This window comes from Streptomyces sp. P9-A4, assembly GCF_036634195.1.
Taxonomy (GTDB): Bacteria; Actinomycetota; Actinomycetes; order Streptomycetales; family Streptomycetaceae; genus Streptomyces.
Genome location: NZ_JAZIFY010000001.1, coordinates 2,609,228 through 2,633,763, shown reverse-complemented (window position 1 = coordinate 2,633,763; position 24,536 = coordinate 2,609,228). Strand labels below are relative to the sequence as shown.

Below are 24,536 nucleotides of genomic sequence, written 5' to 3'. Positions count from 1 at the left end.
GCCCGCAAGCCCGCAAGCCCGGAAGCCCGGAAGCCCCGAAGCCCGGAAGCCCCCAAGCCCCGAAGCCCCGAAGCCCCGAAGCCCCCAAGCCCGCAAGCCCCCAAGCCCCCAAGCCCCCAAGCCCCCAAGCCCCGAACATCCGAAGGTCTGAACATCGGACCATCGGAAGGTACGCCGATCGGGCGGATCGACCAGTCCGTCCGGGTGGTGCCTCCGGTGTCGCTCCCCGGCCCGCCCCTCCCGGCATGGCAGCGTCGCGGCCGTCCCGTACGTCCGCGAGCAGCAAAGGTCCGGCCCATGGCATCCGCCCCCCTGCGACCGCGCGGCGGCCGCGCACTCACCACGGCAGCCGCGCTGGCGGCCACCGCCACGGCCCACCTGGCCGTGGCGTCCCCCGCTCTGTCGACCCCCGCGACGGCATCCCCCACCCCCGCCCCGGCCGTCCCGGCCCCCGCGATCCCCGCCCCCGACCCTCCCGCCCCCACCTGCGGAACCCCGTCAGGATCCGGCTTCCCTCTCGACACCAAGATCCACGGCGGGCCCGCCGAGTACCCCGCCGGCGGGGCTCCTCAGGAGTGGAAGCTCGACCTCACCAACACCACCGACGCTCCCTGCTCCGGCATCCATCCGGTGCTCGTCCTCACCGACCGCGACCGGGTGCTGCGGCCCGAGCAGATCCGGTTCGAGTTCTACGACGAGGGGTCCGCGCGCTGGTGGCCCGTGGCCTTCGAGGCGACCGAAGAGGCGGAGAACGTCGGCGCGTTCACCGACTTCGGCGGTTTCGCCGTCCCCGCGGGCCGTACCCTCACCGTCCCCGTACGGCTCGCCTTCCGCGCGGGGACCGCCCCCGACGAGGTCGTGGTGAACGCGGCGATCGTGCAGCGCCGGGGCGCCGACGGCGAATGGGTCGGCGAGTCCGGCGACTACCGGCTGACCGTGGGCCCCGCCGGTCCCGACGGCTCCGCCGACCCCACCGCCTCCCGGGACCCCGCACCTGACACATCCGTCGCCCCCCGGTCCCCGGGGACCGCCCCCCGGTCCCCGGGGACCGCCCCCCGGTCCCCGGGGACCGCCCCCCGGTCCCCGGGGACCGCCCCGCGCCCGCCCGCCGCCACCGCCCCCCGCGACCGGGAGCAGGCCGCTCCGGTCGCCCCCGACGCCCCCGCCGGCCGCCCCGAACTCGCCCGTACCGGCGGCGAGCCGGAGGATCGGGCCCAGCTCCTCGCCCGGCGCCTCGCGCCGCTCGCCGCCGGGCTCGTCCTGCTCGGCGCCGTCCTCGTCCGGACCGGCCGGCGCGCCCGGCACCGCTGAGTCACTTCGCGTACACCTTCCCGTTCATCCCCGTCTGCGACCATCCCCCGGTGAACTACCAGAACACCCCCGCCGCCCCCGGCGCCCCCGTGAACTCCGGCATCCCGGAGCACGGCCGCGTGCCCAAGTACTACGCCGTGAAAGCGAAACTCGCCCTGATGGTCGACGAGTTGGGGGAGGGCGGGCTGCTGCCCACCGAGCGGGATCTGGCCGTGCGGTACGAGGTGTCCCGCGAGACCGTCCGGCAGGCGCTGCGCGAACTCCTCCTGGAGGGAAGGCTGCGCCGTCAGGGCCGGGGCACGGTCGTCGCGGGCCCGAAGCTCGAACAGCCCCTGTCGCTCGCCAGCTACACCGAGGGCGTCCGCCGCGCGGGCCGCCGCCCCGGCCGCAGTCTCATCTCGCTCGACCGCTTCCCCTGCCCGGAGGCGCTCGCCCCCGAGGTCGGCGCCGAACGCGGTGAGCCCGTCTGGCACATGGAGCGGGTGCTGCTCGCGGACGACGAGCGGGTCGGCCTGGAGAGCACGTACGTCTCCGAGGCCCGCGCCCCGCACCTGGACACCGAGTTCGACCCGGACTCCTCCTTCTACTCCTACCTCCACGACCGTCTCGGCATCTCCTTCGGCGACGCCGACGAACGCATCGAGACGGTCCTCGCGACCCCCCGTGAGGCCCTGCTCATCGGCACCCCGCCCGCGCTGCCGATGCTGCTGCTCCACCGTGTCTCCCGGGACACCGCCGGGCGCCCCCTGGAGCGGGTCCGCACCCTCTACCGGGGTGACCGCTTCAGCTTCACCGCCCACCTGGGGCGGCAGGGCTGAGCCGCCCGCACCACCGAATCGCCACTGACGGCCGACCGGAGAACATCACGGAACGATAACGGGTCTGGTCCAAGCTTGTCGGGCCGTTCACCGTCCCGTCGCCCACCGGCCCCGCCCGGGTCACCCGCCCCCGCGACCGTCGACGGCATGAAGGTGATCGTCGTAGGAGCCGGCGTGGTGGGAACCACGCACGCCTGGCACGCAGTGGAACGCGGCCATGAGGTCGTACACATCGAGCGCGAGGCCGAGGCGCGCGGGGCGTCCCTCCGCAACTTCGGCCAGATCTGGGTGAGCGGACGGGCGGCCGGAGAGGAGCTGGACACCGCCCTGCGCGCCCGCGAACTCTGGGAGGCCATCGGGGCCCGCGTCCCCGGGCTCGGCTTCCGGGCCATCGGCTCCCTCACTCCCGTGCGGAACGAGCTCGAACTCGCCGTCGCCGAGGCCGCCGTGGCCCGCCCCGACGCCGCCGCACGCGGCTACGAGCTGCTCACGGCCGACGAGGCCCGCGCGGTCAACCCGGCCCTGCGCGGGACGTTCGAAGCCGCGCTCCGGTGCGAGCGGGACGCCGCCGTCGAGCCGCGCCTCGCGCAGCTCGCCCTCCGCGAGGCCCTCCTCGCCACCGGGAAGTACACCTTCCTGCCGAACCGCGAGGTCCGGGACGTCGTCGGAGAGAACGCCGTCCGCGACGACCACGGGGACGTCCACACCGGCGACGCCGTCGTCCTGTGCACCGGCGCCGCGCTCTCCGGCCTCGTCCGCGAGGTCGCGGGCGAGATACCCGTCCGCCGCGTCCGGCTCCAGATGATGCAGACCGAACCCCTCGGCGAGCGGCTCACCACCTCCGTCGCGGACGCCGACTCCTTCCGCTACTACCCGGCGTACGCGTCCCCCGCCCTGGACGCCCTCAACGAGCGCCAGGCGCAGGACCCCACCGCCGCCGCCCACAAGATGCAGCTGCTCATGGTGCAGCGCCTCGACGGCGGACTGACCATCGGCGACACCCACGAGTACGAGCACCCCTTCGCCTTCGACACCCTCGAAGACCCCTACGAGCACCTCACCCGTGTCGTCGAGTCCTTCCTCGGCCGCCCGCTGCCGAAGATCAGGCGCCGCTGGGCCGGGGTGTACGCGCAGTGCGTCGACACCAGCCGGGTCGTGCACCGCCAGCGGGTCCGCGACGGCGTGTGGCTGGTGACCGGGCCCGGCGGCCGGGGCATGACCTGCTCGCCCGCTATCGCCGAGACGACCGCGAACGAACTGGGCTGGTGAACACCGTGACCGAGAACCCCAAGCACGACCTCGTCGTACTGGACATGGCCGGGACGACCGTCGCCGACGGCGGCCTCGTCGAGCAGGCCTTCACGGCCGCCGCCGAGCGCCTCGGCGAAGACCCCGCCACGATGATCGACTACGTCCGCGCCACCATGGGCGAGTCCAAGATCTCCGTCTTCCGGCACCTCTTCGGCGGCGACGAGACCCGTGCGAAGGAGGCCAACCTCGCCTTCGAGGCGGCCTACGGAGAACTGGTCGACGGCGGTCTGATCGCCCCGCTCCCCGGCGCGGCCGAGGCCGTCGCCGCGCTCAGGGACCAGGGCCGGACCGTCGTCCTCACCACCGGCTTCGCCCGGGTCACCCAGGACGCCATCCTCGACGCCCTCGGCTGGCGGGACCTGGTCGGGCTGACCCTCTGCCCGGCCGACGCCGGCGGCCGGGGCCGCCCGTACCCGGACATGGTCCTCGCGGCCTTCCTCCGCACCGGAGCCGTGGACGACGTCCGGCGGATCGTGGTCGCGGGAGACACCTCGTACGACATGCTCAGCGGGGTCCGCTCGGGCGCCGGGATCGTGGCGGGCGTCCTGACGGGCGCGCACGACGAGGCGGCGCTCCGGGCGCACGGCGCCACGCACGTCCTCGCCTCCGTCGCGGAACTCCCCACGCTCATGCAGGAGTTCGAGGCATGACCAGCGGCATCCGCTTCGACGCCGTGTCCGTCGCGTACGGCGGCACCACCGTCCTCGACCGCCTCGACCTGACCGTCGAACCCGGCGAGGTCATGGCCCTCCTCGGGCCCTCCGGATCCGGCAAGACCACCGCGCTGCGGGCCGTCGCCGGATTCGTGCGGCCGGCCTCCGGGCGGGTGCTCATCGGCGACCGTGACGTGACCGGCCTCCCGCCGTACAAGCGGGGGATCGGCATGGTCGTCCAGCAGTACGCCCTCTTCCCGCACCTGCGGGTCGACGCCAACGTCGCCTTCGGCCTGAAGGCGCGGAAGGCGCCGAAGGGCGAGATCCCCGGCCGGGTCGCCGAGGCCCTGGAGATGACCGGCATGGCGGCCTACGCCCACCGGTACCCCCGGGAGCTGTCCGGCGGCCAGCAGCAGCGCGTGGCCATCGCCCGCGCGCTCGCCATCCGCCCCAAGGTCCTCCTCCTCGACGAGCCGCTGTCCGCGCTCGACGCCCAGCTGCGCTCCGGGATGCTGGCCGAACTGGCCCGGCTGCACCGCGAGTTGCCCGAGGTGTCGATCCTGTACGTGACCCACGACCAGGTCGAGGCGCTGACCCTCGCGGACCGGATCGCCGTCATGGACAAGGCCCGGCTCCAGGACTGCGGCACCCCGCAGGACCTGTACCGCAGGCCCCGTACGGAGTTCACGGCCTCGTTCGTCGGCAACGCCAACCTGCTGCCGGTGACGGTGGGCGGGGGCGGGGTCGTCTTCGAAGGGACCGAACTGAAGGTCGCCGTGGACGACGTGACCGGTCCGGCCCCCGGCGCCGCCGCCACCCTCTGCGTCCGGCCGCACCTGGTCGGGCTCGGCGACGGGCCGAACGCCCTGCGCGGCCGTATCACCGAGGTCCAGTGGCGCGGCTCCACCCACCGGCTGTACGTCGAGGTGGGCGGCCACCGGGTCAAGGCGGACGTGCGGGAGCTGCGGGAGACGCCGCTGCTCGGCACCGAGGTGACGCTGCACTTCGCGCCCGAGGACGCGGTGCTGCTGGGTGCGGGGGTGAGCGATGAGTAGCGGGGCGCGGAGCGTCATGGAACGGCGGCCCGCACCGAGCGTGGCGCCGCCCGCCCCGCCCGTACCCGCGGCGCGCGTGCGGACGACGCCGACCTGGATCTGGGCCCTGCCCCCCGTCGCCGTCCTCGCCGTCGTCTTCCTCTACCCCCTCGCGCTCGTCGTCCAGGAGTCCCTGGCCCCGGCGCGTACGCCGACGTCTTCGCCTCGGCGTCCTTCCGCGAGGCCCTCGTCACCACGGTGTGGCTCGCCGTCGCCGCCACCGTCGGCTGTCTGGTCCTCGGCTTCGTGCTCGCCGTCGTGATCGCCTTCGTCCCCTTCCCCGGCGGGAAGGCGGTGTCGAAGTTCATCGACGTCTTCCTCTCCTTCCCGTCCTTCCTGATCACCCTCGCCCTGCTGTTCCTCTACGGCACGGTCGGCATGGCCAACGGCGTCTGGACGGACGTCACCGGCGACCCGACGGGACCCTTCCGGTTCCTGACCACCCCCTGGGGCGTCCTCCTCGCCGAGATCACGTACTTCACCCCGTTCGTGATGCGGCCGCTGCTCGCCGCCTTCTCGCAGACGGAGACCGCCCAGCTGGAGGTGGCGTCCTCGCTCGGCGCCCGGCCGCTGCGGATCGTCCGGCAGGTGATCCTGCCCGAGGCGCTGCCCGCGCTGGCCGCCGGCGGCAGCCTCGTCCTGGTCATGTGCCTCAACGAGTTCGGGATCGTCCTCTTCACCGGCGCCAAGGGCGTCACGACCCTCCCGATGCTCGTCTACAGCAAGGCGATCCTCGAATCCGACTACGCCGCCGCCTGTGTCGTCGCCGTCGTCAACGTCGCCCTCTCCGTGGGCCTCTACGTCCTGTACCGGGGGGTGAGCCGACGTGCTGGTGCATAGCCGTACGGGCCGATGGACGGCCTGGGTCACATTCGCCGTCCTGTTCGTCCCGCTCTTCGCCCTTCCCCTCCTGGTGATCGTCGCCGCCTCGTTCGCCACGAACTGGTCCGGCGCCTTCCCCTCCGGGCCGACCACCGGGCACTACGCGGCGGCCGTCCGCGGGGAGTCCCTCCAGGCGCTCACCACCAGCCTGGTCACGGCCGTCACCGCGAGCCTGATCGCGCTGACCGTCGGCACCTGGGCCGCGCTCGCCGGGGCCGCGCTCGGGGCGAGCGGCAAGGCGGGCGCCCGGGGCAAGAAGGTCCTCGACGCCCTGTTCATGCTGCCGGTCGCGGTGCCCTCGGTGGTCGTCGGCCTGGCCGTCCTCGTCGCGTTCTCGCAGCCGCCGGTGCTCCTCAACGGCACGCGCTGGATCGTGATCCTCGCGCACACCGTGCTCGTCACGGCGTTCGCCCACCAGTCGGTGTCGGCCGCGATCCGGCGGCTCGACCCGATGTACGAGCAGGCGGCGGCCAGTCTCGGCGCCCGCCCCTCGTACGTCCTGCTCCGGGTGAGGCTCCCGCTCCTGCTGCCGTCCCTGAACGCGGCGGCCGGGCTCTGCTTCGCCCTGTCCATGGGCGAGTTGAGCGCCACGATGATGCTCTACCCGCCGGACTGGATGCCCCTTCCGGTCCTCATCTTCACCGCCACCGACCGGGGCTCCCTGTTCACCGGCTCGGCGCTCGCCGTGGTCCTCATGGGGGCGACCCTGCTGGCCCTGCTCGCCGTCTCCCGTATCCGTACCAAGGCCTCCTTCCGCTAAAGACCTTCAGGAGAGAACGACGTTATGCGTACGTACGCCAAGCCGATCGCCGCCCTCACCGGCTCCCTCGTCCTCGCCGCCGGCCTCACCGCCTGCGGTGGTTCCTCCGCCGCCTCCGACGAGAAGACCGTCACCGTCTACAGCGCCGACGGCCTCAAGGGCGAGGCGGGCGACGGCTGGTACGACAAGGTCTTCGCCGACTTCGAGAAGAAGACCGGCATCAAGGTCAAGTACGTCGAGGGGGGCTCCGGGGAGATGGTGCAGCGCGCCCTCCGCGAGAAGACCAACACCCAGGCCGACGTCATCGTGACCCTGCCGCCCTTCATCCAGCAGGCCGGTTCCAAGGGCCTCCTCCAGGCCTACACCCCGGCGGGCGCCGACCAGGTCGACGGCGGCGACAAGGCGAGCGACGGCACCTGGACCTCCGTCGTCAACAACTACTTCGGCTTCGTCCACAACAAGAAGGAGCTGCCCGCCGCCCCGAAGACCTGGGAGGAGCTGCTCGACGCGAAGTACAAGAACAGGCTCCAGTACTCCACCCCCGGCGTCGCGGGCGACGGCACCGCCGTCCTCATCAAGGCGATGCACGACTTCGGCGGCAAGGACGCGGCCCTGGAGTACCTGAAGAAGCTTCAGGCCAACAACGTCGGCCCGTCCTCCTCCACCTCCAAGCTCGCCCCCAAGGTGGACAAGGGCGAACTCCTCGTCGCCAACGGCGACGTCCAGATGAACTTCGCGCAGTCCAAGTCCATGCCGAACCTCGGCATCTGGTTCCCGGCCAAGGGCGCGGGCAAGCCCACCACCTTCGCCCTGCCGTACGCGGCCGGCCTGGTGAACAAGGCCCCGCACACCGAGAACGGCAGGAAGCTCCTCGACTTCATGCTGAGCGAGGGCGCCCAGCGCGAGGTCAGCGCCATCGGCGGCGGCTTCCCGGCCCGCAAGGACGTCAAGGCCACCGACGCCAACGCCATCGCACTGGCCGAGCTGATGGAGGGCGTCGAGGTCTTCGAGCCGGACTGGGCCGACATCGACAAGAACCTCAAGACGTACGTGGACGCGTGGAAGTCGGCCACCGGCAGCTGACGGGACCGATCGGCACCAAGAGTTCACCGTACGACTCTGGAAAGCCTCCGAACATCGCGGAAAGATAACGGGTACGGACCAACGCCCCTGAGATATCAGGGGCGTTGCCATGCCCAGGCCCTTTCCACGGAATTCCACGGAGGACTCCGACATGCCGATCACCGGCATCTCCCGCCGCACCGTGCTCGCCGCCGCCGGCGCCACCGCCGCCGTCGCCGCGACCGGAACGGTCACCGCCCCCGCCGCCCAGGCGGCCGCCTCGCCCACGCTCCCCGACGGCACCAGCCAGGACAAGGTGCTCGTCGTCGGCATGGACGGCCTGCGCTACGACCGGATCGACGCCGCCAAGGCCCCGAACCTCAAGTCCCTGATGGCGAACGGCACCTACGGCCGCTCCCTGCTCTACGCCAACCCGATGGCCGCAACCTCCTCCGGCCCCGGCTGGTCCACCATCTCCACCGGTGTCTGGCCCGACAAGCACGGCGTCAAGGACAACACCTTCACCGGCAAGAACTACGGCCAGTACCCCGGCTTCCTCGCCCGCCTGAACCAGGTCCGCCCGGCGCTCTCGCTCTTCGCCGCCGTCGACTGGCCCGAGCTCGACACCCACGGCACCGTCACCCCCGGCGCCGACGCCAAGCTCGTCTACAACAACGACTACGTCGTCAACGACCTCCTCATCACCGACATCACCGAGGACGTCCTGCGCAACCAGAACCCCGACGTCCTGTTCGTCTACTTCGGCGAGACCGACGAGATCGGCCACAACAACGGCGCCGCCAGCCCCAAGTACACCGACGCCATCGACGTCCAGGACGGCTACCTCGGCCGGCTGCTCGCCGCGATCAAGGCCCGCCCCGCCTATGCCTCCGAGCGCTGGACCGTCCTCGTCGCCACCGATCACGGCCACACCGACGCCGGCGGCCACGGCGGCTCCTCCATCGAGGAGCGGCGCACCTTCGTGCTCGCCCAGGGCCCCGGCATCGCCGCCGGCGCCCGCCCCATCGACACCCGGCTCGTCGACGTCGCCGCCACCGTCTTCCGCCAGCTCGGCATCACCCCCGACCCGGCGTGGGGCCTCGACGGCAAGCCGATCCAGGAACGCTCCACCGACCCCTTCGACAGCCTCCACGGCTCGCTCACCGGCCGTGTCGACGAGACCGGCATCCCCGCCGGGATCCTCGGCTTCACCCACACCGCGCCCAGCGGCTGGTCCGTCATCAACAACGCCATGGGCACCGGCGGCATGACCGAGTGGCGCGGCTGGTCCTTCGCCACCGACGAGTTCTGGTCCCGCTCCCAGCGCGACCAGTCCCGCGAGCTGAACGTCCGCGCCCGGGGCGTCTTCGCCGTCGCCGACTCCGACGAGTGGGCCGACAAGAGCTTCTCCGGTACGTACGACTCGACCCTGGTCACCCCCGCGTACAGCGTCTCGGGGGCGAGCCGGGTCACCCTGGACTTCATCACCTTCTACCGCCAGGAGGGCGCGCAGACCGCCCAGGTCCAGGCGGTCTTCAACGGCGGCACCCCGACCGTGGTGAAGAACTACACCGCCGACGTCGTCTCGCAGCCCCAGTCGCTCGCCGTCCCGGTCCCCGCCGGGGCCACCAGCGTGAGCTTCCGCTTCCGCTACACCGGCGCCAACAACTGGTACTGGACGATCGACGGGGTCAAGATCACCTCATCCTGATTAGGCTGGGGGCGTCGCCACAGCGCTGTCGCGGCGCCCCCAGCACACCGCACGCCCGTACGGCAGGAGTCCCGCACCCATGGCAGAGCGCAAGCCGATCGAATCCTGGCTGACCGACATGGACGGCGTCCTCATCCACGAGGGCGTGCCGATCCCCGGCGCCGACGCGTTCATCAAGAAGCTGCGGGAGACCGGGAAGCCCTTCCTGGTCCTCACCAACAACTCGATGTACACGGCCCGCGACCTGCACGCGCGGCTCGCCCGGATGGGCCTCGACGTCCCCGTCGAGAACATCTGGACCTCGGCCCTCGCCACCGCCAAGTTCCTCGACGACCAGCGCCCCGGCGGCACCGCGTACGTCATCGGCGAGGCCGGTCTCACCACCGCGCTGCACGACATCGGCTACGTCCTCACCGACCACGACCCGGACTACGTGGTGCTCGGCGAGACCCGTACGTACTCCTTCGAGGCGATGACCAAGGCCGTCCGGCTCATCAACGCCGGCGCCCGCTTCATCTGCACCAACCCCGACGAGACCGGCCCCTCCCTCGAAGGCCCGCTCCCGGCCACCGGCTCCGTCGCCGCGCTCATCACCAAGGCCACCGGCAAGGACCCGTACTTCGCGGGCAAGCCGAACCCGCTCATGATGCGCACCGGCCTCAACGCCATCGGCGCCCACTCCGAGTCCAGCGCCATGATCGGCGACCGGATGGACACCGACATCCTGGCCGGTCTGGAGGCCGGGATGCAGACCTTCCTGGTGCTGACCGGTCTGACCACCCAGGCGGAGATCGACCGCTTCCCCTTCCGCCCGTCGAAGATCGTCCCGTCGATCGCGGACCTCGTCGACCGCGTGTAGCGAGCCCCCTCGCCGGCCCCTGCGGATGCGAAAAGTCCCGATCCGGGTGAACCTGCCAGTACCAGGAGGTCACGATGCGTTCAGGTCCCATTGCTCTCCGTGCCGCAGGGGCGGCCTTGGTACTCGTACTGGCACCCACGGCCGGTAGCGCGTACGCCCACGACGGGGTCAAGGCCACCGTCACCCCGTCCACCGCCTCGCCCGGAGCCGACGTCGATGTCCGCGTCCAGGGCTGCAAGGGCACGACCGGTGCCGCGAAGTCCCAGGCGTTCGTCGCCGACGCGGATCTCACCGGCCGGGACGGCGGGGGAGCCCCGCTGTTCGGCGACACCACGATCAGGTCCGGTCTCGAGAACGGTACGTACAAGGTCAGCGTGACCTGCGACGGCCACGATCACCCGGACGTCGGCACCGTGGAGGTCCGGCACCAGCGGCCGACCCACAAGCCGACGCATGAGCCGACCCACAAGCCGACGCATGAGCCGACCCATGAGCCGACCCACCACCCGAGCCCGGTCGCCCCGGTCCGCGCGGGCGGCGGCGGCACCGCCGCGTTCGCCGCCCCGGCCGCCCCCGGCGTCGCCCAGACGGCGACCGAGAGCGGCCTCGGCACCCCGTACACCCTGCTCGGGCTCGGCATGGCCGCCGTCGCCGCCGTCGCGGTCGCCTTCCGCAGCTCCCGCCGCCGCGCCGCCGGGTCCGGTACGGGCTCGGGCACCGGCGCGGAGTGACGGTGCCGTCCGGAACCCGCCCGGCGGGCACCGGGCGACTCGTCACCGGTGTCGCCTGGGCGGTCCTGCTGCTCGGGCTCTGGCTCTGGGGCCGCGAGGCCACCGAGGGCCTCGGGGGCAGCTCCGCGCCGACCACCGGCGACATCGCGGCCGTCGGCCGCCCGCTGGGGGTGGAGCTGCCGCCCGCCCACGCCCCGATCGCCGAGGCCGAGCCCCGGCGGGTGGAGATCCCCTCCCTCGGGATCAGCGCGCCCGTCGTGGCACGCGGCCTGGACGCCACGGGCGCGATCGACCCGCCCCCCTTCGAGATGGCGCACACGGTGGGCTGGTTCGGTTCCGGGGCCCGTCCGGGGGCGGCCGGCGCGGCCCTGCTCGTCGGCCATGTCGACACGGACACCCGCCCGGCCGTCTTCTACGGCCTGAGCGCGGCCCGCCCCGGCGCGAAGGTCCGGGTCACCCGGACGGACGGCTCGGTCGCCGAATTCACGGTGGACGACGTCCAGGTCCACCCCCGGGACCACTTCGACCCGAGCAAGGTCTACGGCGCCCGCGACCCCCGCCGGTCGGAACTCCGCCTGATCACCTGCGGCGGCACCTTCGACCGCACGTCCAACACGTACACGGCGAACGTGGTGGTCTCGGCCTACCTGACGGCGGCGGAGCGCCCCTGAGCCGGAGAACGATCAAGACCCCCTCACCATCGGTGAGGGGGTCTTGACTTTGCGTGCGCCGCCAGGGACTCGAACCCCGGACCCGCTGATTAAGAGTCAGCTGCTCTAACCAACTGAGCTAGCGGCGCCTGCTGACAGAGAGAACTCTACCCGACATGCGGGTGTGCTCCCGACCAATACCGGTCGCCACCGGCCTGTCGGATGGTCGTATCAGGTCTTCGATCCGTCAAAATGCGATTTGTCCAGACAGTTGAGACACTGACGCCCGAAACCAAGGGTCAAAAAGATCTTGACGAGTGTGGAGGGGAATCGCATGAGCGTGCCGGTCTTCGAGGAGTTCGAACCCGCGGCCGACTGCGGCTGCCCGGGGTGCGCCCAGCGGCGGCGTGACCTCGCGCTGGGGCTGCCGGTCCGGGCGGGCGGCCATCCCGCGGCGCACGGCGCCCGCCGGGCCCTGGTCCTGGTGACGGCGGCGGGTGTGGTGCTGGGCGGGGGAGGGGCCGGGATGGCGGCGGCCCTGCCCCCGCCGGCGGGACCGTTCGTCCCGGCCGACCTGACGGAGGGGACCCCCCGGGCCGCCGAGCCGGGGCCCGACACCCCGCAGGGCGGCCGCGAGCCGCTGCACGGAGCACCCGGCCCCGGGGCCTCGCCGATCTCGACCCCGACGACCAGTCAGATCTCGACCGGCACCCTGCGGCAGACGACCCGGGCCGAGATCATCAACCGCGCCAAGCTGTGGGTGGCCGCCCAAGTCCCGTACTCCATGGAGAAGTACTGGTCGGACGGCTACCGCCAGGACTGCTCCGGCTACATCTCGATGGCCTGGAACCTCCGCAGCAACGAGTGGACCGGCAGCCTCGACCGCTTCGCCGACCGGATCGACCGCACCGAGCTCCAGCCCGGCGACATCCTCCTCTTCCACAACCCCGCCAACCCGACGCGCGGCTCGCACGTCACGATCTTCGGCGGCTGGACCGACTACACCCACACCTCGTACGTCGCCTACGAGCAGACCAAGCCGCGCACCCGCAAGCAGGCGACGCCGATGGCGTACTGGGAGAACTCCAGCCAGTACGTGGCCTATCGCTACAAGGGCGTGGTCAGCGGCGGCAGCACCGGCGGCGGCGCGACGCCCACGGCGACCCCGTACCCCGGGACGGCCATGTTCGGTCCGGGCGCCGACAACGCGTACGTCACCCAGCTCGGCAGGCTCCTCCTCGACCGCGGCGCCAAGAAGTACTACAGCAAGGGGCCCGGCCCGAAGTGGGGCGAGGCGGACCGGCGCGCGACCCAGGCGTTCCAGCTGGCACAGGGCTGGAAGGGCAAGGAGGCGGACGGTCTGCCCGGCCCCCAGACCTGGCGGCTCCTCGTGTCCGGCGGGGGCAAGTCAATCGGCGGTTCGAGTGGTTCGAGCGGCCCGAGCACGAACGTGACGGACTATCCCGGGCGTGGCGCCTTCCGTCCGGGCCAATCCAGCGCATATGTGGAGAAGCTGGGCAAACAACTGGTGAAGCGGGGCTTCGGCAAGCACTACCTGTCGGGACCCGGTCCGCGCTGGACGGAGGCGGACCGCCGCAACGTCGAGGCGTTCCAGCGGGCACAGGGCTGGCGCGGCGCAGCGGCCGACGGCTACCCGGGCCCGGAGACCTGGCGGCGCTTGTTCCGATGACCCCGAGAGCATGAGGTGGACCCGAATGACGGCATCGACCCCGAACCCCGCGGACTCCGGCGCGGCGGCCTCACGTGACGCGGCACGCACAGCGAGACGCCTGACGGACGGCACCCTCCCGAGGACACCCCCGGACACCCCGCAGAACGCACCGGAACACGGCCTGCGGGCAGGGGTGATGGGCGAGGGCGCGACGGCGGGCCCGCCGACGGGCCCGCCGCCGACGGCGGGGCAGCCGACGGCGGAGGCGGGGGACGGCGCGTCGCCCGTGCGGGACGGCGGTGTGGTCGTGCGCGGCGGCGCGTTGCCCGTGCGGGACGGTGCTGTGGTCGTGCGCGACGGCGCCTCGGTCGTACGGGACGGCCTGTCCGCGCCCGCGCCCGCATCGGCGGTTCCGGCGCCGGGCCGGGATTCGGCCCTGCCCTCGGCCTCGGCTCCGGCTCCGGCTCCGGCTCCGGCTCCGGAGCCGGTGTCGGTTCCGGGTCGCGAGTCGGCGCTGACACCGGCACCGGCACCAGCGCTGACACCGGCACCGGCACCGGCGCCGACGCAGGCGCCGGTAGCGGAGCCCGCAGCCACAGCCGCTCCGTCACCGGCAGCGTCGCGCAGCGACGTACCCGCGCCGACGCGCAGCGACGTACCCCCGCCGGGCTCGGCCGCGGGTACGGCCGCCTCGCCCGTACCCGCGCCCGGCGGCGAGTCCGTACCCGCGCCGCCGGGCGACGGGGCTCGCCCCCCGGCGGCCCCCGCGTCGTCGGCCGCGCCCGGCGGTACGCCCGTACCCGCTTCCGGCGGAGCCCCCGCCGCGTTGCCGGTGCGGCCGGCCGGGGCCCTTCCCCGTACGGTGCCCGCCACCCCGGCAGGGGACCCCGCGCCGGTCCCGGCCGCCTCCACGCCCACCGGGGCACCCCCCGCGCCCCCCGCTCCCGCCGAGCGCAGCGCCCCCGCCTCCGCGCCCGACTTCGGGCGGATCGCCGGTGCCGGGGTCGGTGCGGTCGCCGTGCCCGTCGCCGCCGTCGTGCGCGTGGCGCGGCGGAAGAACGTGATCGGGGCCGAGACCACTGGTTCCATCCCGGTGCACCTGCTCTTCCGGGACGAGCCGGAGGGCGCCGTGCCCTTCGTGGTGGGCGACGACGACGGGGGCCCCGACACCGTCTCCATGGCCCCGCCCCAGGCCCCCACCACACCCCGGAAGGGCGGCGGCCCCGCCATCCCCGCCCCGTCGAAGGTCCAGGGGCAGGCCGAGCCGGCCAGGGACCTCGCACCCGATCCCACCCGCAAGGCCACCACGACGCCGCACCCCAAGGTCCGGCCCCAGCCCAAGTCCCCGCCGAAGTCCCGGCCCAGATCGCAGCCCAAGCCCCCGTCCGACGGGCGGCGGACCCCGGTTTCCCTCTCCCGTCCCGCCCCCACCGCCGACCCCGGGCTCGTCGAGCGGCCGGGGCCGGTGCTGCCGGGGTGGGTCGGCGTGGTCGGCGGCGCCCTCGCGCTCGCCGGGTGCGCGGCCGTCGTGTGGTGGGCCGGGGCCGTACCGGCGGAGGCGGCCCGGATGCTGCGGCTGCCGGTACGCCCGTACCACGGCATCCATCTCGGCCAGTGGGCCCTGCTCGCGCTCGGCGTCGTGCTCGCCCTGTTCGCGCTCGGCGGCCTCGGCCGGGGCCGGGTCGGCTACGCCTGGGTGCTGACCTTGTTCGGCGACTACCGGGGCACGGTCCGCCGTACCGGTCTGGTCTGGGTCAGTCCGCTGCTGCTGCGCCGCCGGGTCGACGTACGGCTTCGGCACTGGCGCAGCGAGCCGCTGTCGGCGGTCGACGCGAAGGGGACGGCGCTGGACGTCGTCGTGCTCGTGGTGTGGCGGGTGCGGGACACCGTCCGCGCGGCGCTCGGGGTCGACGGCCACGAGGAGTATCTGCGGGAGCAGGTGGAGGCGGCGATGGCCCGGGTGCTCTCGCAGCTTCCGGCGGACGCGTTCCACGAGGACGCGCCGACGCTCCGGGACGCGGAGGCGGTCGGCGAGGCGCTGACGCGGATGCTGTCGGCGGAGTGTGTGCCGGTCGGGGTGGACGTGTTCTCGGCGCAGCCGACGCGGATCGAGTACGCGCCGGAGGTGGCGGCGGCGATGCGGCGGCGACGGATCGCGGCGATCGACGCGAAGCACCGGGACAGTGTGCTGACCTCGGTGGTGGACGCGGTGGACGACGTGGTCCACCGGCTGACCAGTCGTGGTCTGGTGGAGCTGGACGACTACGAGCGCAAGGCGCTGGTCAAGGACCTGACGGTGGCGTTCTACACGGGCAGGACGGGTCCTGTGGAGGGTGTCTGAGGGGATGGACAGCTTCAACTTCCGTCCATACCTTGGTACTTGGTCCAGACCAAAAAGAAGCATCCGCACGCGTGCGGCACGACCCAACGGAACTCCCCCACGTTCTCCTGGAGCGACAGCATGCGCAAGAAATCAGTCGGGGCGGCGGTGGTGGCGCTCGGCGTCGCCGGTGCCACCCTCCTCGCCACCGGCAGCGCCGGCAGCCACGGCTACACCGACGCACCGATCAGCCGTCAGAAGCTCTGCGCCAACGGCACCGTGACCAACTGCGGCCCCATCCAGTGGGAGCCGCAGTCGGTCGAGGGCCCCAAGGGCTTCCCCGCCTCCGGTCCCGCCGACGGGAAGATCTGTTCGGCGGGCCTCACCCAGTTCGCCCAGCTCGACGACCCCCGGGGTGGTGCCTGGCCCGCCACGCAGCTCACGGCGGGGCAGAGCTACAGCTTCCGCTGGCAGTTCACGGCCCGGCACGCCACCACCGACTTCAGGTACTACATCACCAAGAACGGCTGGGACCCGAACCAGAAGCTGACCCGGGCCGCGCTCGACCCCCAGCCGTTCCTGACCGTCCCCTACAACAACCAGCAGCCGCCGGCGACCCTCTCGCACTCCGGGACGATCCCGGCGGGCAAGACGGGCCGCCATCTGATCCTGGCGGTGTGGACGATCGCGGACACCGCGAACGCCTTCTACGCCTGCTCGGACGTCAAGTTCTGACGGGCGGCCCGAAGGGCAAGTCCTGAACGGGCCTCCGAAGGGCCTGATCCGACGGTTCATTTCTGACGAGCCGTCAGTTACAGTCCGGCTCATGAGGGGTGCGGACACCGTCGCGGAACTCGTACGGCGCCAATGGGGCGACCACCGGACCGGGCTGAGGGACGAGCACCACACCCTCACCCACCACCAGGTCGCCGCCGGCGCCGCCGCGCGGGCCGCCCTGCTCGTGGACCTGATGCCACCCCTGCCGGGGGGCGAGCCGCACCTCGGCATCCTGCTCGACAACACGCCGGAGTACCCGCTCTGGCTCAGCGCGGCGGCCCTCGCGGGGGCCGCCGTCGCCGGGATCAACCCCACCCGGCGCGGCGCCGAACTCGCCCGGGACATCCGGCACACCGAGTGCCGGGTCCTGGTGACCGAGCGCGCCCACCTGCCGCTCCTCGACGGCCTGCCGCTGCCGGGCGTGCGCATCCTGGTCACGGACACCGACGCGTACCGGGAACTCCTCGCCCCCTACGGGAACGCCCGGCCGGGAGACGCCACCCTCGGCCCCGTACGCCCCGACAGCCGCTTCCTGCTCTCCTTCACCTCCGGCTCCACGGGGGCACCCAAGGCGGCCCTGTGCAGCCAGGGGCGCCTGGCTGCCGCCGGCGCCTCGCTCGTCTCCCACTTCGGGGTGGGCAGGGACGACGTCCACTACATCTGCATGCCGATGTTCCACGGCAACGCGGTGATCGCGGACTGGGCGCCCGCGCTCGCCGCCGGGGCCGGGGTGGCGCTGCGGGCCCGCTTCTCCGCCTCCCGGTTCCTGCCCGACGTACGCCGCTACGGCGCCACCTACTTCACCTACGTGGGCCGGGCCGTGCAGTACCTGCTCGCCACCCCGCCCGGACCGGACGACCGCGCGCACCCGCTCCGCCTCGGCTTCGGGACGGAGGCGGGGGCGGTGGACGCGGCCCGCTTCCGGGAGCGCTTCGGGGTCCCGCTCGTCGAGGGGTACGGCTCCTCCGAGGGCGGCGCGGCGATCCAGCGGACCCCCGACACCCCTACGGGGGCGATCGGGCGGGCCGCGCCGGGCGACGACCTGGCGGTGATCGACGGGGAGTCGGGGGAGGAGTGCCCCCGGGCCCGCTTCTCGCCCACCGGCCGGCTCCTCAACGCGGCCGAGGCGGTCGGCGAGCTCGTCAACCGGGGCCGGTCGCCCTTCGAGGGCTACTGGCGCAACCCGGAGGCGGAGGCGGCCCGGCTGCGGGACGGCTGGTACTGGACGGGCGACCTCTTCTACCGGGACGCGGACGGGTACCTCTACTTCGCGGGCCGTACGGACGACCGGCTGCGGGTCGACAGCGAGAACCTGGCGGCGGCGATGATCGAGCACATCCTCGCCCGCTGGGACCGGGCGGCGGGGGTCGCGGTCTACGCGATACCGGACCCGGTGGCGGGGGACCAGGTGATGGCGGCGCTCGCGCTGCGCGAGGGGGAGGCCTTCGACCCGTCGGCCTTCGCGGCCTTCCTCGCGGACCAGGCGGACCTGGGCACGAAGATGCCACCGCGCTTCGTCCGCGTGATGCGGGAACTGCCCCTCACGGCCACGAACAAGATCCACCGTGTGGCCCTCCGCCGAGCGGCCTTCCTCTGCGAGGACCCCGTCTGGTGGCGCCCGACGCCGGGCGCGCCGTACGAACTCCTGACCCCGGAGAAGTCGGCCGCCCTCGGTGCGGAGTACACCCGCCGGGACCGCTCCCCGATGGGCGAACACCACGCGTAGGCAGACCCGTTCTCGTACGGCTACGGCTACGGCTACGGCTACGGCTACGGCTACGGCTACGGCTACGGCTACGGCTTCCGCTTCCGCTACGGCGAACGGACCTCTGATTCCCCGTGGACGGTGAAGGCGCCCGCCGTGGCCGCCAGAACCGCCGCCTCCGCGGCCCGTTCCGGGAGCCGCGGGTCCGGGTCGACGCGCAGGAGCATCAGCCGGTGGTAGAGCGGCGCCGTGGCGGTGATCAGCAGGCTCCGCGCGTCCGTGTGCCGCCCGGGGAGTTCACCGCGCTCGGCGGCGCGCTCGACGATGACCTCGCACTGGGCGTACCGGTCCGCCCACAGCCGTGTCTGGGCCCGCGCGGCCTGTTCGGAGTGGAACGAGGCGGCCATCAGGGCCACGGCGAACGACGGCCGGACGACCAGGGATTCCTGGATCTCCCGGTTGAGGGCCGTCAGGTCGCCGCGCAGTGAGCCGGTGTCCGGCGGCTGCCAGTCGGTCTCACCGGCCGCGTCGATGACGTCGACGAGCAGGCCGCCGACATCGCGCCAACGCCGGTAGACCGTGGCGCGGTGCACTCCGGCCCGGGTCGCGACCCCCTCCATCGTGAGCCCTTCGTGGCCGCCCTCGGTGAGTTCGGCGCGCACCGCGTCGAGAACCTGGGCGCGGACGCGGGCGGTCCGACCGCCCGGGCGGCGGTCCGGCGTCGTGTCCGGCGGGTCTGTCATCGGTGGTCGCCATCCGGTTGATCGAGGCGGCGGGACGTGCCAGCATCTTAACGCGACAGTCGTCGCTCTAGGTTCACCGGAGAGGAACCGCCGCCACGATGCCGCTCATTCCCGCCGACCCCACCGTGCTCCACCCGATGCCCGAGCACCCTCGCGTGGTGCTGCTCAAACCGCTGGTGAAGTCGCCGCTGATCGAGGCCGGTGACTTCTCGTACTACGACGATCCGGACGACCCGACCGCGTTCGAGACGCGCAACGTCCTCTACCACTACGGGCCCGAGCGGCTCGTCATCGGCAAGTACTGCGCGCTGGGGACGGGCACCCGCTTCATCATGAACGGCGCCAACCACCGCATGGACGGTCCCTCCACCTTCCCGTTCCCCACCATGGGGGGCTCCTGGGCGGAGCACTTCGACCTGATCACCGGCCTGCCCGGCCGCGGCGACACGGTCGTCGGCAACGACGTGTGGTTCGGGCACGGCGCCACGGTCATGCCCGGCGTGCGCATCGGGCACGGCGCGATCATCGCCGCGGGCGCCGTGGTCACCGGCGACGTCCCCGACTACGGCATCGTCGGCGGCAACCCCGCCCGGCTCATCCGCACCCGCTACGACACCGCGGACATCGCCCGGCTCCTCGCCGTGGCGTGGTGGGACTGGCCCGTGCGGCACATCACCCGGCACGTACGGACGATCATGTCCGGGACCGTCGCCGACCTGGAGGAGGCCGCCGCGCGGCTCGACGGCCCCTGACGAAGAGTCCCCGCCCCCGTACACCCGCCGTCGCGGTAGCCCCAGCCCTACCCCCGGGCCCCCCTCCAGCACCATCGCCCCGCCCCCGTCCCACCCCCTACCGTGGGGCCCCATGGACCCCCGTAATCCCTGGCAGGCCCTGACCTGGCCCCGTTTCCCGCGTAGCTCCTGGCCCTGGCGGTCCGTCGGCTATCTGGTCACCGGCGGGCTCCTCGGCGCGCTCGCCTGCCTCGTGTTCCTGGTGCTCGGGCTGTTCTCCCTGTTCCTCGTCGGGCTGCCGCTCCTCCTGCTGTCCGGACCCGCGCTCGCCGGGATCGAGCGCCGCCGTCTCCGGCTCGTCGACCTCGACCCGGCCCCCGACCCGCACCGCGTCCCCGACGCCCCCGGCCTCGCCGCCTGGCTCCGGCTCAGGGCGGGGGAGCAGGCGACCTGGCGCGAACTCGGGTACGCCCTGCTCCTCGCCACCGTCCTGTGGCCGCTCGACCTCATCGCGGTGGCCGTCGCGATCGGCCTGCCCGCCGCCCTCCTCGGCACCCCCGTCCAGCTGGCGGTGGACGGCCGGGAGGCCAAGGCCGTCAAGGCGTATCTGGTGACCTCCTACCCGGAGGCCTTCGCCGCGGCCCTCCTCGGCGCCCTCCTCCTGGTCGCCCTCGCCTACCCGCTCGCCGCCGTCGCCGGCGCCCGCGCCGCACTCGCGCGGGCCCTCCTCTCGCCCCGCGAGGGCGACCCCCCGGCCGGGATCGGCGAGGTCATCGCCTCCCGCGCGCGACTCGTCGACGCCTTCGAGGCCGAGCGCCGCCGTATCGAACGCGATCTGCACGACGGCGCCCAGCAACGCCTGGTCGCCCTCACCATGACCCTCGGGCTCGCCCGGCTCGACGCGCCGCCCGGCCCGCTCGCCGACCAGCTGGCGAAGGCGCACACGGAGGCCGGGCAGGTCCTGACCGAGCTGCGGGAGCTCATCCACGGCATCCACCCCCAGGTCCTCGCCGACTACGGTCTCGGCGCGGCCCTCGCCGACGCCGCCGACCGGTCCGCCGTCCCCGTCGACACGGACGTCGACCTGCCCCGGCTGCCCGCCGCCGTCGAGAGCGCCGGTTACTTCGCCGGCTGCGAGGCGCTCGCCAACGTCGCCCGGCACAGCGGCGCCCGCCGGGCGCGGATCACCGCGCGGGCCGAGGGCGGGGTGCTGCGCCTGGAGGTGTCGGACGACGGGCGCGGCGGCGCCGACCCGGCCGGGGGCTCCGGGCTCACCGGACTGGCCGACCGGCTGGCCGTCCTCGATGGCAGACTGACGATCATGAGCCCGCCGGGCGGGCCGACCCTCCTCCGAGCGGAGATCCCGTGCCGATCGCTGTCCGAAAGCTCCGTGTCGTCCTCGCCGAGGACAGCGTCCTCCTCCGGGAGGGGCTGATCGGGCTGCTGGCCCGTTTCGGCCATGAGGTCGTCGCCGCCGTCGGGGACGCCGACGCCCTGCGCGAGGCGGTCGCCGCCCACGGCCCGGACGTGGTCGTGACCGATGTGCGGATGCCGCCGGGGTTCCAGGACGAGGGGCTGCGCGCCGCCGTCGCGCTCCGGTCCGAGCGGCCCGGCCTGCCGGTCCTGGTGCTCAGCCAGTACGTGCAGCGCAGCTACGCCGCCGACCTCCTCGACACGGGCGACGGCACCGGCGTCGGCTATCTGCTCAAGGACCGGGTGGGGCAGGTGGAGGAGTTCGAGGACGCCCTCCTGCGGGTCGCCGCCGGTGGCACGGTCGTCGACCCGGAGGTCGTACGGCAGCTGCTGCGGCGGCACCGCGATCCGCTGGAGGCCCTCACCCCGCGCGAGCGCGAGGTCCTCGGCCTGGTCGCGGAGGGGCACTCCAACGCGGAGGTCGCCCGGCGTCTGGTGGTGAGCGAGGCCGCCGTCGGCAAGCACATCGGCAACATCCTGGCGAAGCTGGACCTGCCGCCGGCGGAGGAGACCCATCGCCGGGTCCTGGCGGTCCTGACGTACCTCAGGGCGTGAAGAACCCGAGGTGCGGGCACGAAAAAGCCCCCCGCTTCCGCGAGGGGCCTCTTCTGTCTGTGCGCCGCCAGGGACTCGAACCCCGGACCCGCTGATTAAGAGTCAGCTGCTCTAACCAACTGAGCTAGCGGCGCTTGCTGACAGAGAAAATACTACCCGGTCCCGCGGGGTGGTGGTGACCACCCCGCGGGAGGGGTGGTCAGATCGCCAGCGCCATGACCACCGGAGCGGCCCTGCGGTTCAGCGTGTCGGCCGCCGAGCGCAGCCGGTGGGCGTGCTCGATCGGCAGGGAGAGCGCCAGACAGCCCACGGCGGAGCCCGCCGTCAGCGGGACGGCGGCGCAGACCGTGCCCACCGCGTACTCCTGGAGGTCGAGCACCGGGACGGTCGGCGGCTGGCTGTCCAGCTTGGAGAAGAGGATCCGCTCGTTGGTGATCGTCCGGGAGGTGAGCCGGGCGGTCTTGTGCCGCGAGAGGTGGTCGCGGCGGCCGTTCTGGTCGAGCTGGGTGAGCAGGCACTTGCCGACCGCGCTGGCGTGCGCCGCCGAGCGGATGTCCACCCACTCGTTGACCCTGGGCGTGCGCGGGCCGTCGGCGAACTGGGTGATCTTCACCTCGCCGTCGATGTACCGGCTGATGTAGACCGCGGCGCCGACGGAGTCGCGCAGCTCGGTCAGGGTCTCCTGGAGCTTCGTCTCCAGGGCCTCGCGGCGGGTCATGCCGGAGCCGAGGAGGACGAGGGAGTCCCCGATCACGTACGCGCCGTCGGCGACCTGCTCGACGTATCCCTCGCGGCGGAGCATGAGGAGCAGCGGCGAGAGGTGGGCGACGGGCAGGCCGGCTTCGCGTGCGATCTGGACGTCCGTCACACCGCCACCGTGCCGTGAGATCGTCTCCAGGACGCGCAAGGCGTATTGCACCGAGTGGAACGGCGCGGTGGGCTCGGGCTTCAGCGCCACGGTTTCCCCCTACCAGGTTGTGACCGCAAGCTTTCGCACCACGATAGCCGCCAAGCACCCTTTAAGGGACGGCTGTTGGCGAGAATGATGCGGAGCGTCCTGGCCCTGTGCTGGGGTTCGCCACTCTGGCATATGCCGATGTCATGAGTGCCGCGCAGAGTCTCAGGTCAGAGCCGTGCATGAGAGCGCTCGCCCATATGTTCGGCCCTTGGGGGACAGAAGATTATTTACGGAGAAGCGGACGCGTTCGGACCTCCTCCGGTGGCGTGGAGCCGCCGGAATAAACGGAGCCACCCTCCTGTTGTCGCCCTGTCGAAGCCGATCCACGGGTCCGGGCGCCGCGCCGGGAGCCGATCGAACGATTCCGTACGTGTGCCGAGGAGGGTCCCGAAGGTGACCGACGCTATTCGAGGAGAGGCGCGGGGCTCCGCGCCCGTGCCGCTGTCCGTGCTGGACCTGGTGACCGTCGGCAGCGGCAGGACCGCCACCCAGGCGCTCGCCACCAGCGTCGAGCTGAGCCGGCTCGCCGAGCGGCGCGGCTTCCACCGGCACTGGGTGGCCGAACACCACTCCATGCCCGGCGTCGCCTCCTCCTCCCCGGCGGTGATCCTCGCCCACCTCGCCGCCCACACCCGTCGCATCCGGCTGGGCTCGGGCGGCGTCATGCTGCCCAACCACGCCCCGCTCGTCATCGCCGAGCAGTTCGGCACCCTGGAGGCCTTCGCGCCGGGCCGGATCGACCTCGGCCTCGGCCGCGCCCCCGGCACGGACGGCGCCACGGCGGCGGCCCTGCGGCGGTCCGACAGCCTCAATGAGGGCGCCGACGACTTCCCGGAGCAGCTGGCGGAGCTGACCCGGTTCCTCGACGACGACTTCCCCGACGGTCACCCCTACGCCCGCATCCACGCGGTGCCCGGCCCGGTCCAGGGTCCGAAGGGGCGCCCGCCGGTCTGGCTGCTGGGCTCCTCCGGCTTCAGCGCGCGGCTCGCCGGCCTGCTGGGCCTGCCCTTCGCCTTCGCCCATCACTTCTCGGCCAGGAACACGATCCCGGCGCTCGACCTCTACCGGGACTCCTTCCGGCCCTCGGGCGTCCTCGACGCCCCCTACGCGATGATCGGCGTCTCGGCGCTCGCCGCCGACGAGGCGGCCTCGGCCCGCCGGGAGGTCCTCGCCGGAGCGCTCGCGATGCTGCGGCTGCGCACCGGCCGCCCGGGTCTCGTCCCGACGCCGGAGGAGGCGGAGGCGTACGGATTCAGCCCGGCCGAGCGGGAGTTCGTGGACGGCTGGCTGGCGAACGTCGTGTACGGCACGCCGGACGAGGTCCGTTCGGGCCTGGACGACCTGCGCAAGCGCACCGGCGCCGACGAGCTGATGATCACGGCGAACGGCCACGGCGGCGAGGCCCGGCTGCGCAGCTACGAACTCATCGCGGACGCGTACGAACTCCCGGAGCTGCCGGAGCTGCCGGAGCAGTAGAGCCGGCGGGGCCGGCGGAGCCGGGTGAAAACCCCGTTTCTCAGGGATGGTTGGTTCATTGTCGAACCACCTCCGCCTCACCCCTAAGTGAACCTTAAACCGCTCGTCACCGATGGTGGCGGGCGGTTCCGTTTTGTGCTGCACGCCTCTGACAAGGCCTTTCTTCCTCCAATTGGTCTAGTCCTCAATCTGGTTCAGACCATTGACGCACTGTTCACGCGCCGGTTATCACTGCTCCAGCTCCTGTACGGCATCACCCCCGCACTCCCCCCATGGAGGCCGCA

At 72.9% G+C, this 24,536-nt stretch carries 21 protein-coding genes, 2 tRNA genes and 1 pseudogene; 20 read left to right on the top strand and 4 right to left on the bottom strand.

Translation table 11 applies throughout. The features are described 5' to 3' along the window. The first annotated feature begins 297 nt into the window (after positions 1-297). From V4Y03_RS11810 to V4Y03_RS11755, 12 genes and pseudogenes are all read left to right on the top strand, one after another. On the top strand, positions 298-1,311 hold the full coding sequence (locus tag V4Y03_RS11810) for a hypothetical protein (protein ID WP_332434886.1): 1,014 nt from the start codon (positions 298-300) through the stop codon (positions 1,309-1,311). 50 nt (positions 1,312-1,361) lie between these two features. Continuing rightward, a complete protein-coding gene (locus tag V4Y03_RS11805) occupies positions 1,362-2,129 on the top strand; it encodes a GntR family transcriptional regulator (protein WP_317877001.1) in 768 nt (255 codons plus the stop codon). Positions 2,130-2,276: 147 nt separating this feature from the next. Beyond that, entirely contained in the window at positions 2,277-3,398 is a 1,122-nt protein-coding gene (locus V4Y03_RS11800) for a TIGR03364 family FAD-dependent oxidoreductase (RefSeq protein WP_332434885.1), read from the top strand. After that, positions 3,395-4,090: a phosphonatase-like hydrolase gene (locus V4Y03_RS11795; protein WP_332434884.1), complete on the top strand. Its 696-nt coding sequence runs from the start codon at positions 3,395-3,397 to the stop codon at positions 4,088-4,090. Before V4Y03_RS11800 ends, V4Y03_RS11795 begins: the two co-directional genes overlap by 4 nt. Then, a complete protein-coding gene (locus V4Y03_RS11790) occupies positions 4,087-5,148 on the top strand; it encodes an ABC transporter ATP-binding protein (RefSeq protein WP_317877004.1) in 1,062 nt (353 codons plus the stop codon). Before V4Y03_RS11795 ends, V4Y03_RS11790 begins: the two co-directional genes overlap by 4 nt. 16 nt (positions 5,149-5,164) lie before the next feature. After that, positions 5,165-6,027 (top strand): annotated as a pseudogene (locus V4Y03_RS11785) (2-aminoethylphosphonate ABC transporter permease subunit). Beyond that, positions 6,014-6,829 carry an ABC transporter permease gene (locus tag V4Y03_RS11780; RefSeq protein ID WP_332434883.1) on the top strand — a complete coding sequence of 272 codons (816 nt, stop codon included), beginning with the start codon at positions 6,014-6,016 and terminating at the stop codon, positions 6,827-6,829. Before V4Y03_RS11785 ends, V4Y03_RS11780 begins: the two are co-directional and overlap by 14 nt. A gap of 24 nt (positions 6,830-6,853) precedes the next feature. Next, positions 6,854-7,912 (top strand): 2-aminoethylphosphonate ABC transporter substrate-binding protein, encoded by a 1,059-nt coding sequence (locus V4Y03_RS11775; RefSeq protein WP_317877007.1) that lies wholly within the window; start codon positions 6,854-6,856, stop codon positions 7,910-7,912. A 151-nt stretch (positions 7,913-8,063) separates the two neighbouring features. Beyond that, positions 8,064-9,602, top strand: coding sequence for an alkaline phosphatase family protein (locus V4Y03_RS11770; RefSeq protein WP_332434882.1), 1,539 nt, complete (start codon positions 8,064-8,066; stop codon positions 9,600-9,602). 79 nt (positions 9,603-9,681) lie between these two features. Then, on the top strand, positions 9,682-10,461 hold the full coding sequence (locus V4Y03_RS11765) for an HAD-IIA family hydrolase (RefSeq protein ID WP_317877009.1): 780 nt from the start codon (positions 9,682-9,684) through the stop codon (positions 10,459-10,461). A gap of 116 nt (positions 10,462-10,577) precedes the next feature. Then, a complete protein-coding gene (locus V4Y03_RS11760; protein WP_332434881.1) occupies positions 10,578-11,192 on the top strand; it encodes a PT domain-containing protein in 615 nt (204 codons plus the stop codon). Continuing rightward, positions 11,189-11,863, top strand: a complete 675-nt coding sequence (locus V4Y03_RS11755; protein ID WP_443079776.1) for a class F sortase — start codon at positions 11,189-11,191, stop codon at positions 11,861-11,863. Before V4Y03_RS11760 ends, V4Y03_RS11755 begins: the two co-directional genes overlap by 4 nt. A gap of 54 nt (positions 11,864-11,917) precedes the next feature. On the opposite strand, the gene V4Y03_RS11750 is transcribed toward V4Y03_RS11755, so the two are convergent. Next, positions 11,918-11,991 (bottom strand) — tRNA-Lys (locus tag V4Y03_RS11750). Positions 11,992-12,176: 185 nt separating this feature from the next. On the opposite strand from V4Y03_RS11750, the gene V4Y03_RS11745 reads away from it, so the two are divergent. The 4 genes from V4Y03_RS11745 to V4Y03_RS11730 all read left to right on the top strand — a co-directional run bounded on the left by V4Y03_RS11745 (position 12,177) and on the right by V4Y03_RS11730 (position 18,337). Next, positions 12,177-13,532 carry a peptidoglycan-binding protein gene (locus tag V4Y03_RS11745; RefSeq protein WP_332434879.1) on the top strand — a complete coding sequence of 452 codons (1,356 nt, stop codon included), beginning with the start codon at positions 12,177-12,179 and terminating at the stop codon, positions 13,530-13,532. Between the two features lie 25 nt (positions 13,533-13,557). Continuing rightward, entirely contained in the window at positions 13,558-15,855 is a 2,298-nt protein-coding gene (locus V4Y03_RS11740; protein WP_332434878.1) for an SPFH domain-containing protein, read from the top strand. A gap of 120 nt (positions 15,856-15,975) precedes the next feature. Further along, the gene (locus tag V4Y03_RS11735) at positions 15,976-16,569 is read left to right on the top strand and encodes a lytic polysaccharide monooxygenase auxiliary activity family 9 protein (protein WP_332434877.1); all 594 of its coding nucleotides are present in this window, start codon (positions 15,976-15,978) and stop codon (positions 16,567-16,569) included. Positions 16,570-16,660: 91 nt separating this feature from the next. Then, complete coding sequence (locus V4Y03_RS11730) at positions 16,661-18,337, top strand: AMP-binding protein (protein ID WP_332434876.1); 1,677 nt, start codon at positions 16,661-16,663, stop codon at positions 18,335-18,337. Positions 18,338-18,423: 86 nt separating this feature from the next. Here V4Y03_RS11730 and V4Y03_RS11725 read toward each other — a convergent pair whose 3' ends face one another. Continuing rightward, positions 18,424-19,059 (bottom strand): TetR/AcrR family transcriptional regulator, encoded by a 636-nt coding sequence (locus V4Y03_RS11725; protein ID WP_317877948.1) that lies wholly within the window; start codon positions 19,057-19,059, stop codon positions 18,424-18,426. Between the two features lie 98 nt (positions 19,060-19,157). Here V4Y03_RS11725 and V4Y03_RS11720 point away from each other — a divergent pair, with 98 nt between their 5' ends. The 3 genes from V4Y03_RS11720 to V4Y03_RS11710 all read left to right on the top strand — a co-directional run bounded on the left by V4Y03_RS11720 (position 19,158) and on the right by V4Y03_RS11710 (position 21,818). Then, a complete protein-coding gene (locus V4Y03_RS11720; protein WP_332434875.1) occupies positions 19,158-19,811 on the top strand; it encodes a CatB-related O-acetyltransferase in 654 nt (217 codons plus the stop codon). Positions 19,812-19,923: 112 nt separating this feature from the next. Beyond that, positions 19,924-21,225: a sensor histidine kinase gene (locus tag V4Y03_RS11715; RefSeq protein WP_332434874.1), complete on the top strand. Its 1,302-nt coding sequence runs from the start codon at positions 19,924-19,926 to the stop codon at positions 21,223-21,225. After that, positions 21,162-21,818: a response regulator transcription factor gene (locus V4Y03_RS11710; protein ID WP_332437160.1), complete on the top strand. Its 657-nt coding sequence runs from the start codon at positions 21,162-21,164 to the stop codon at positions 21,816-21,818. Before V4Y03_RS11715 ends, V4Y03_RS11710 begins: the two co-directional genes overlap by 64 nt. A gap of 60 nt (positions 21,819-21,878) precedes the next feature. Here the strand turns inward: V4Y03_RS11710 and V4Y03_RS11705 are convergent. Beyond that, positions 21,879-21,952 (bottom strand) — tRNA-Lys (locus tag V4Y03_RS11705). A gap of 65 nt (positions 21,953-22,017) precedes the next feature. Further along, positions 22,018-22,776: an IclR family transcriptional regulator gene (locus V4Y03_RS11700; protein WP_317876878.1), complete on the bottom strand. Its 759-nt coding sequence runs from the start codon at positions 22,774-22,776 to the stop codon at positions 22,018-22,020. 393 nt (positions 22,777-23,169) lie between these two features. Here V4Y03_RS11700 and V4Y03_RS11695 point away from each other — a divergent pair, with 393 nt between their 5' ends. Next, complete coding sequence (locus V4Y03_RS11695) at positions 23,170-24,252, top strand: LLM class flavin-dependent oxidoreductase (protein ID WP_332434873.1); 1,083 nt, start codon at positions 23,170-23,172, stop codon at positions 24,250-24,252. Positions 24,253-24,536: the final 284 nt, after the last annotated feature.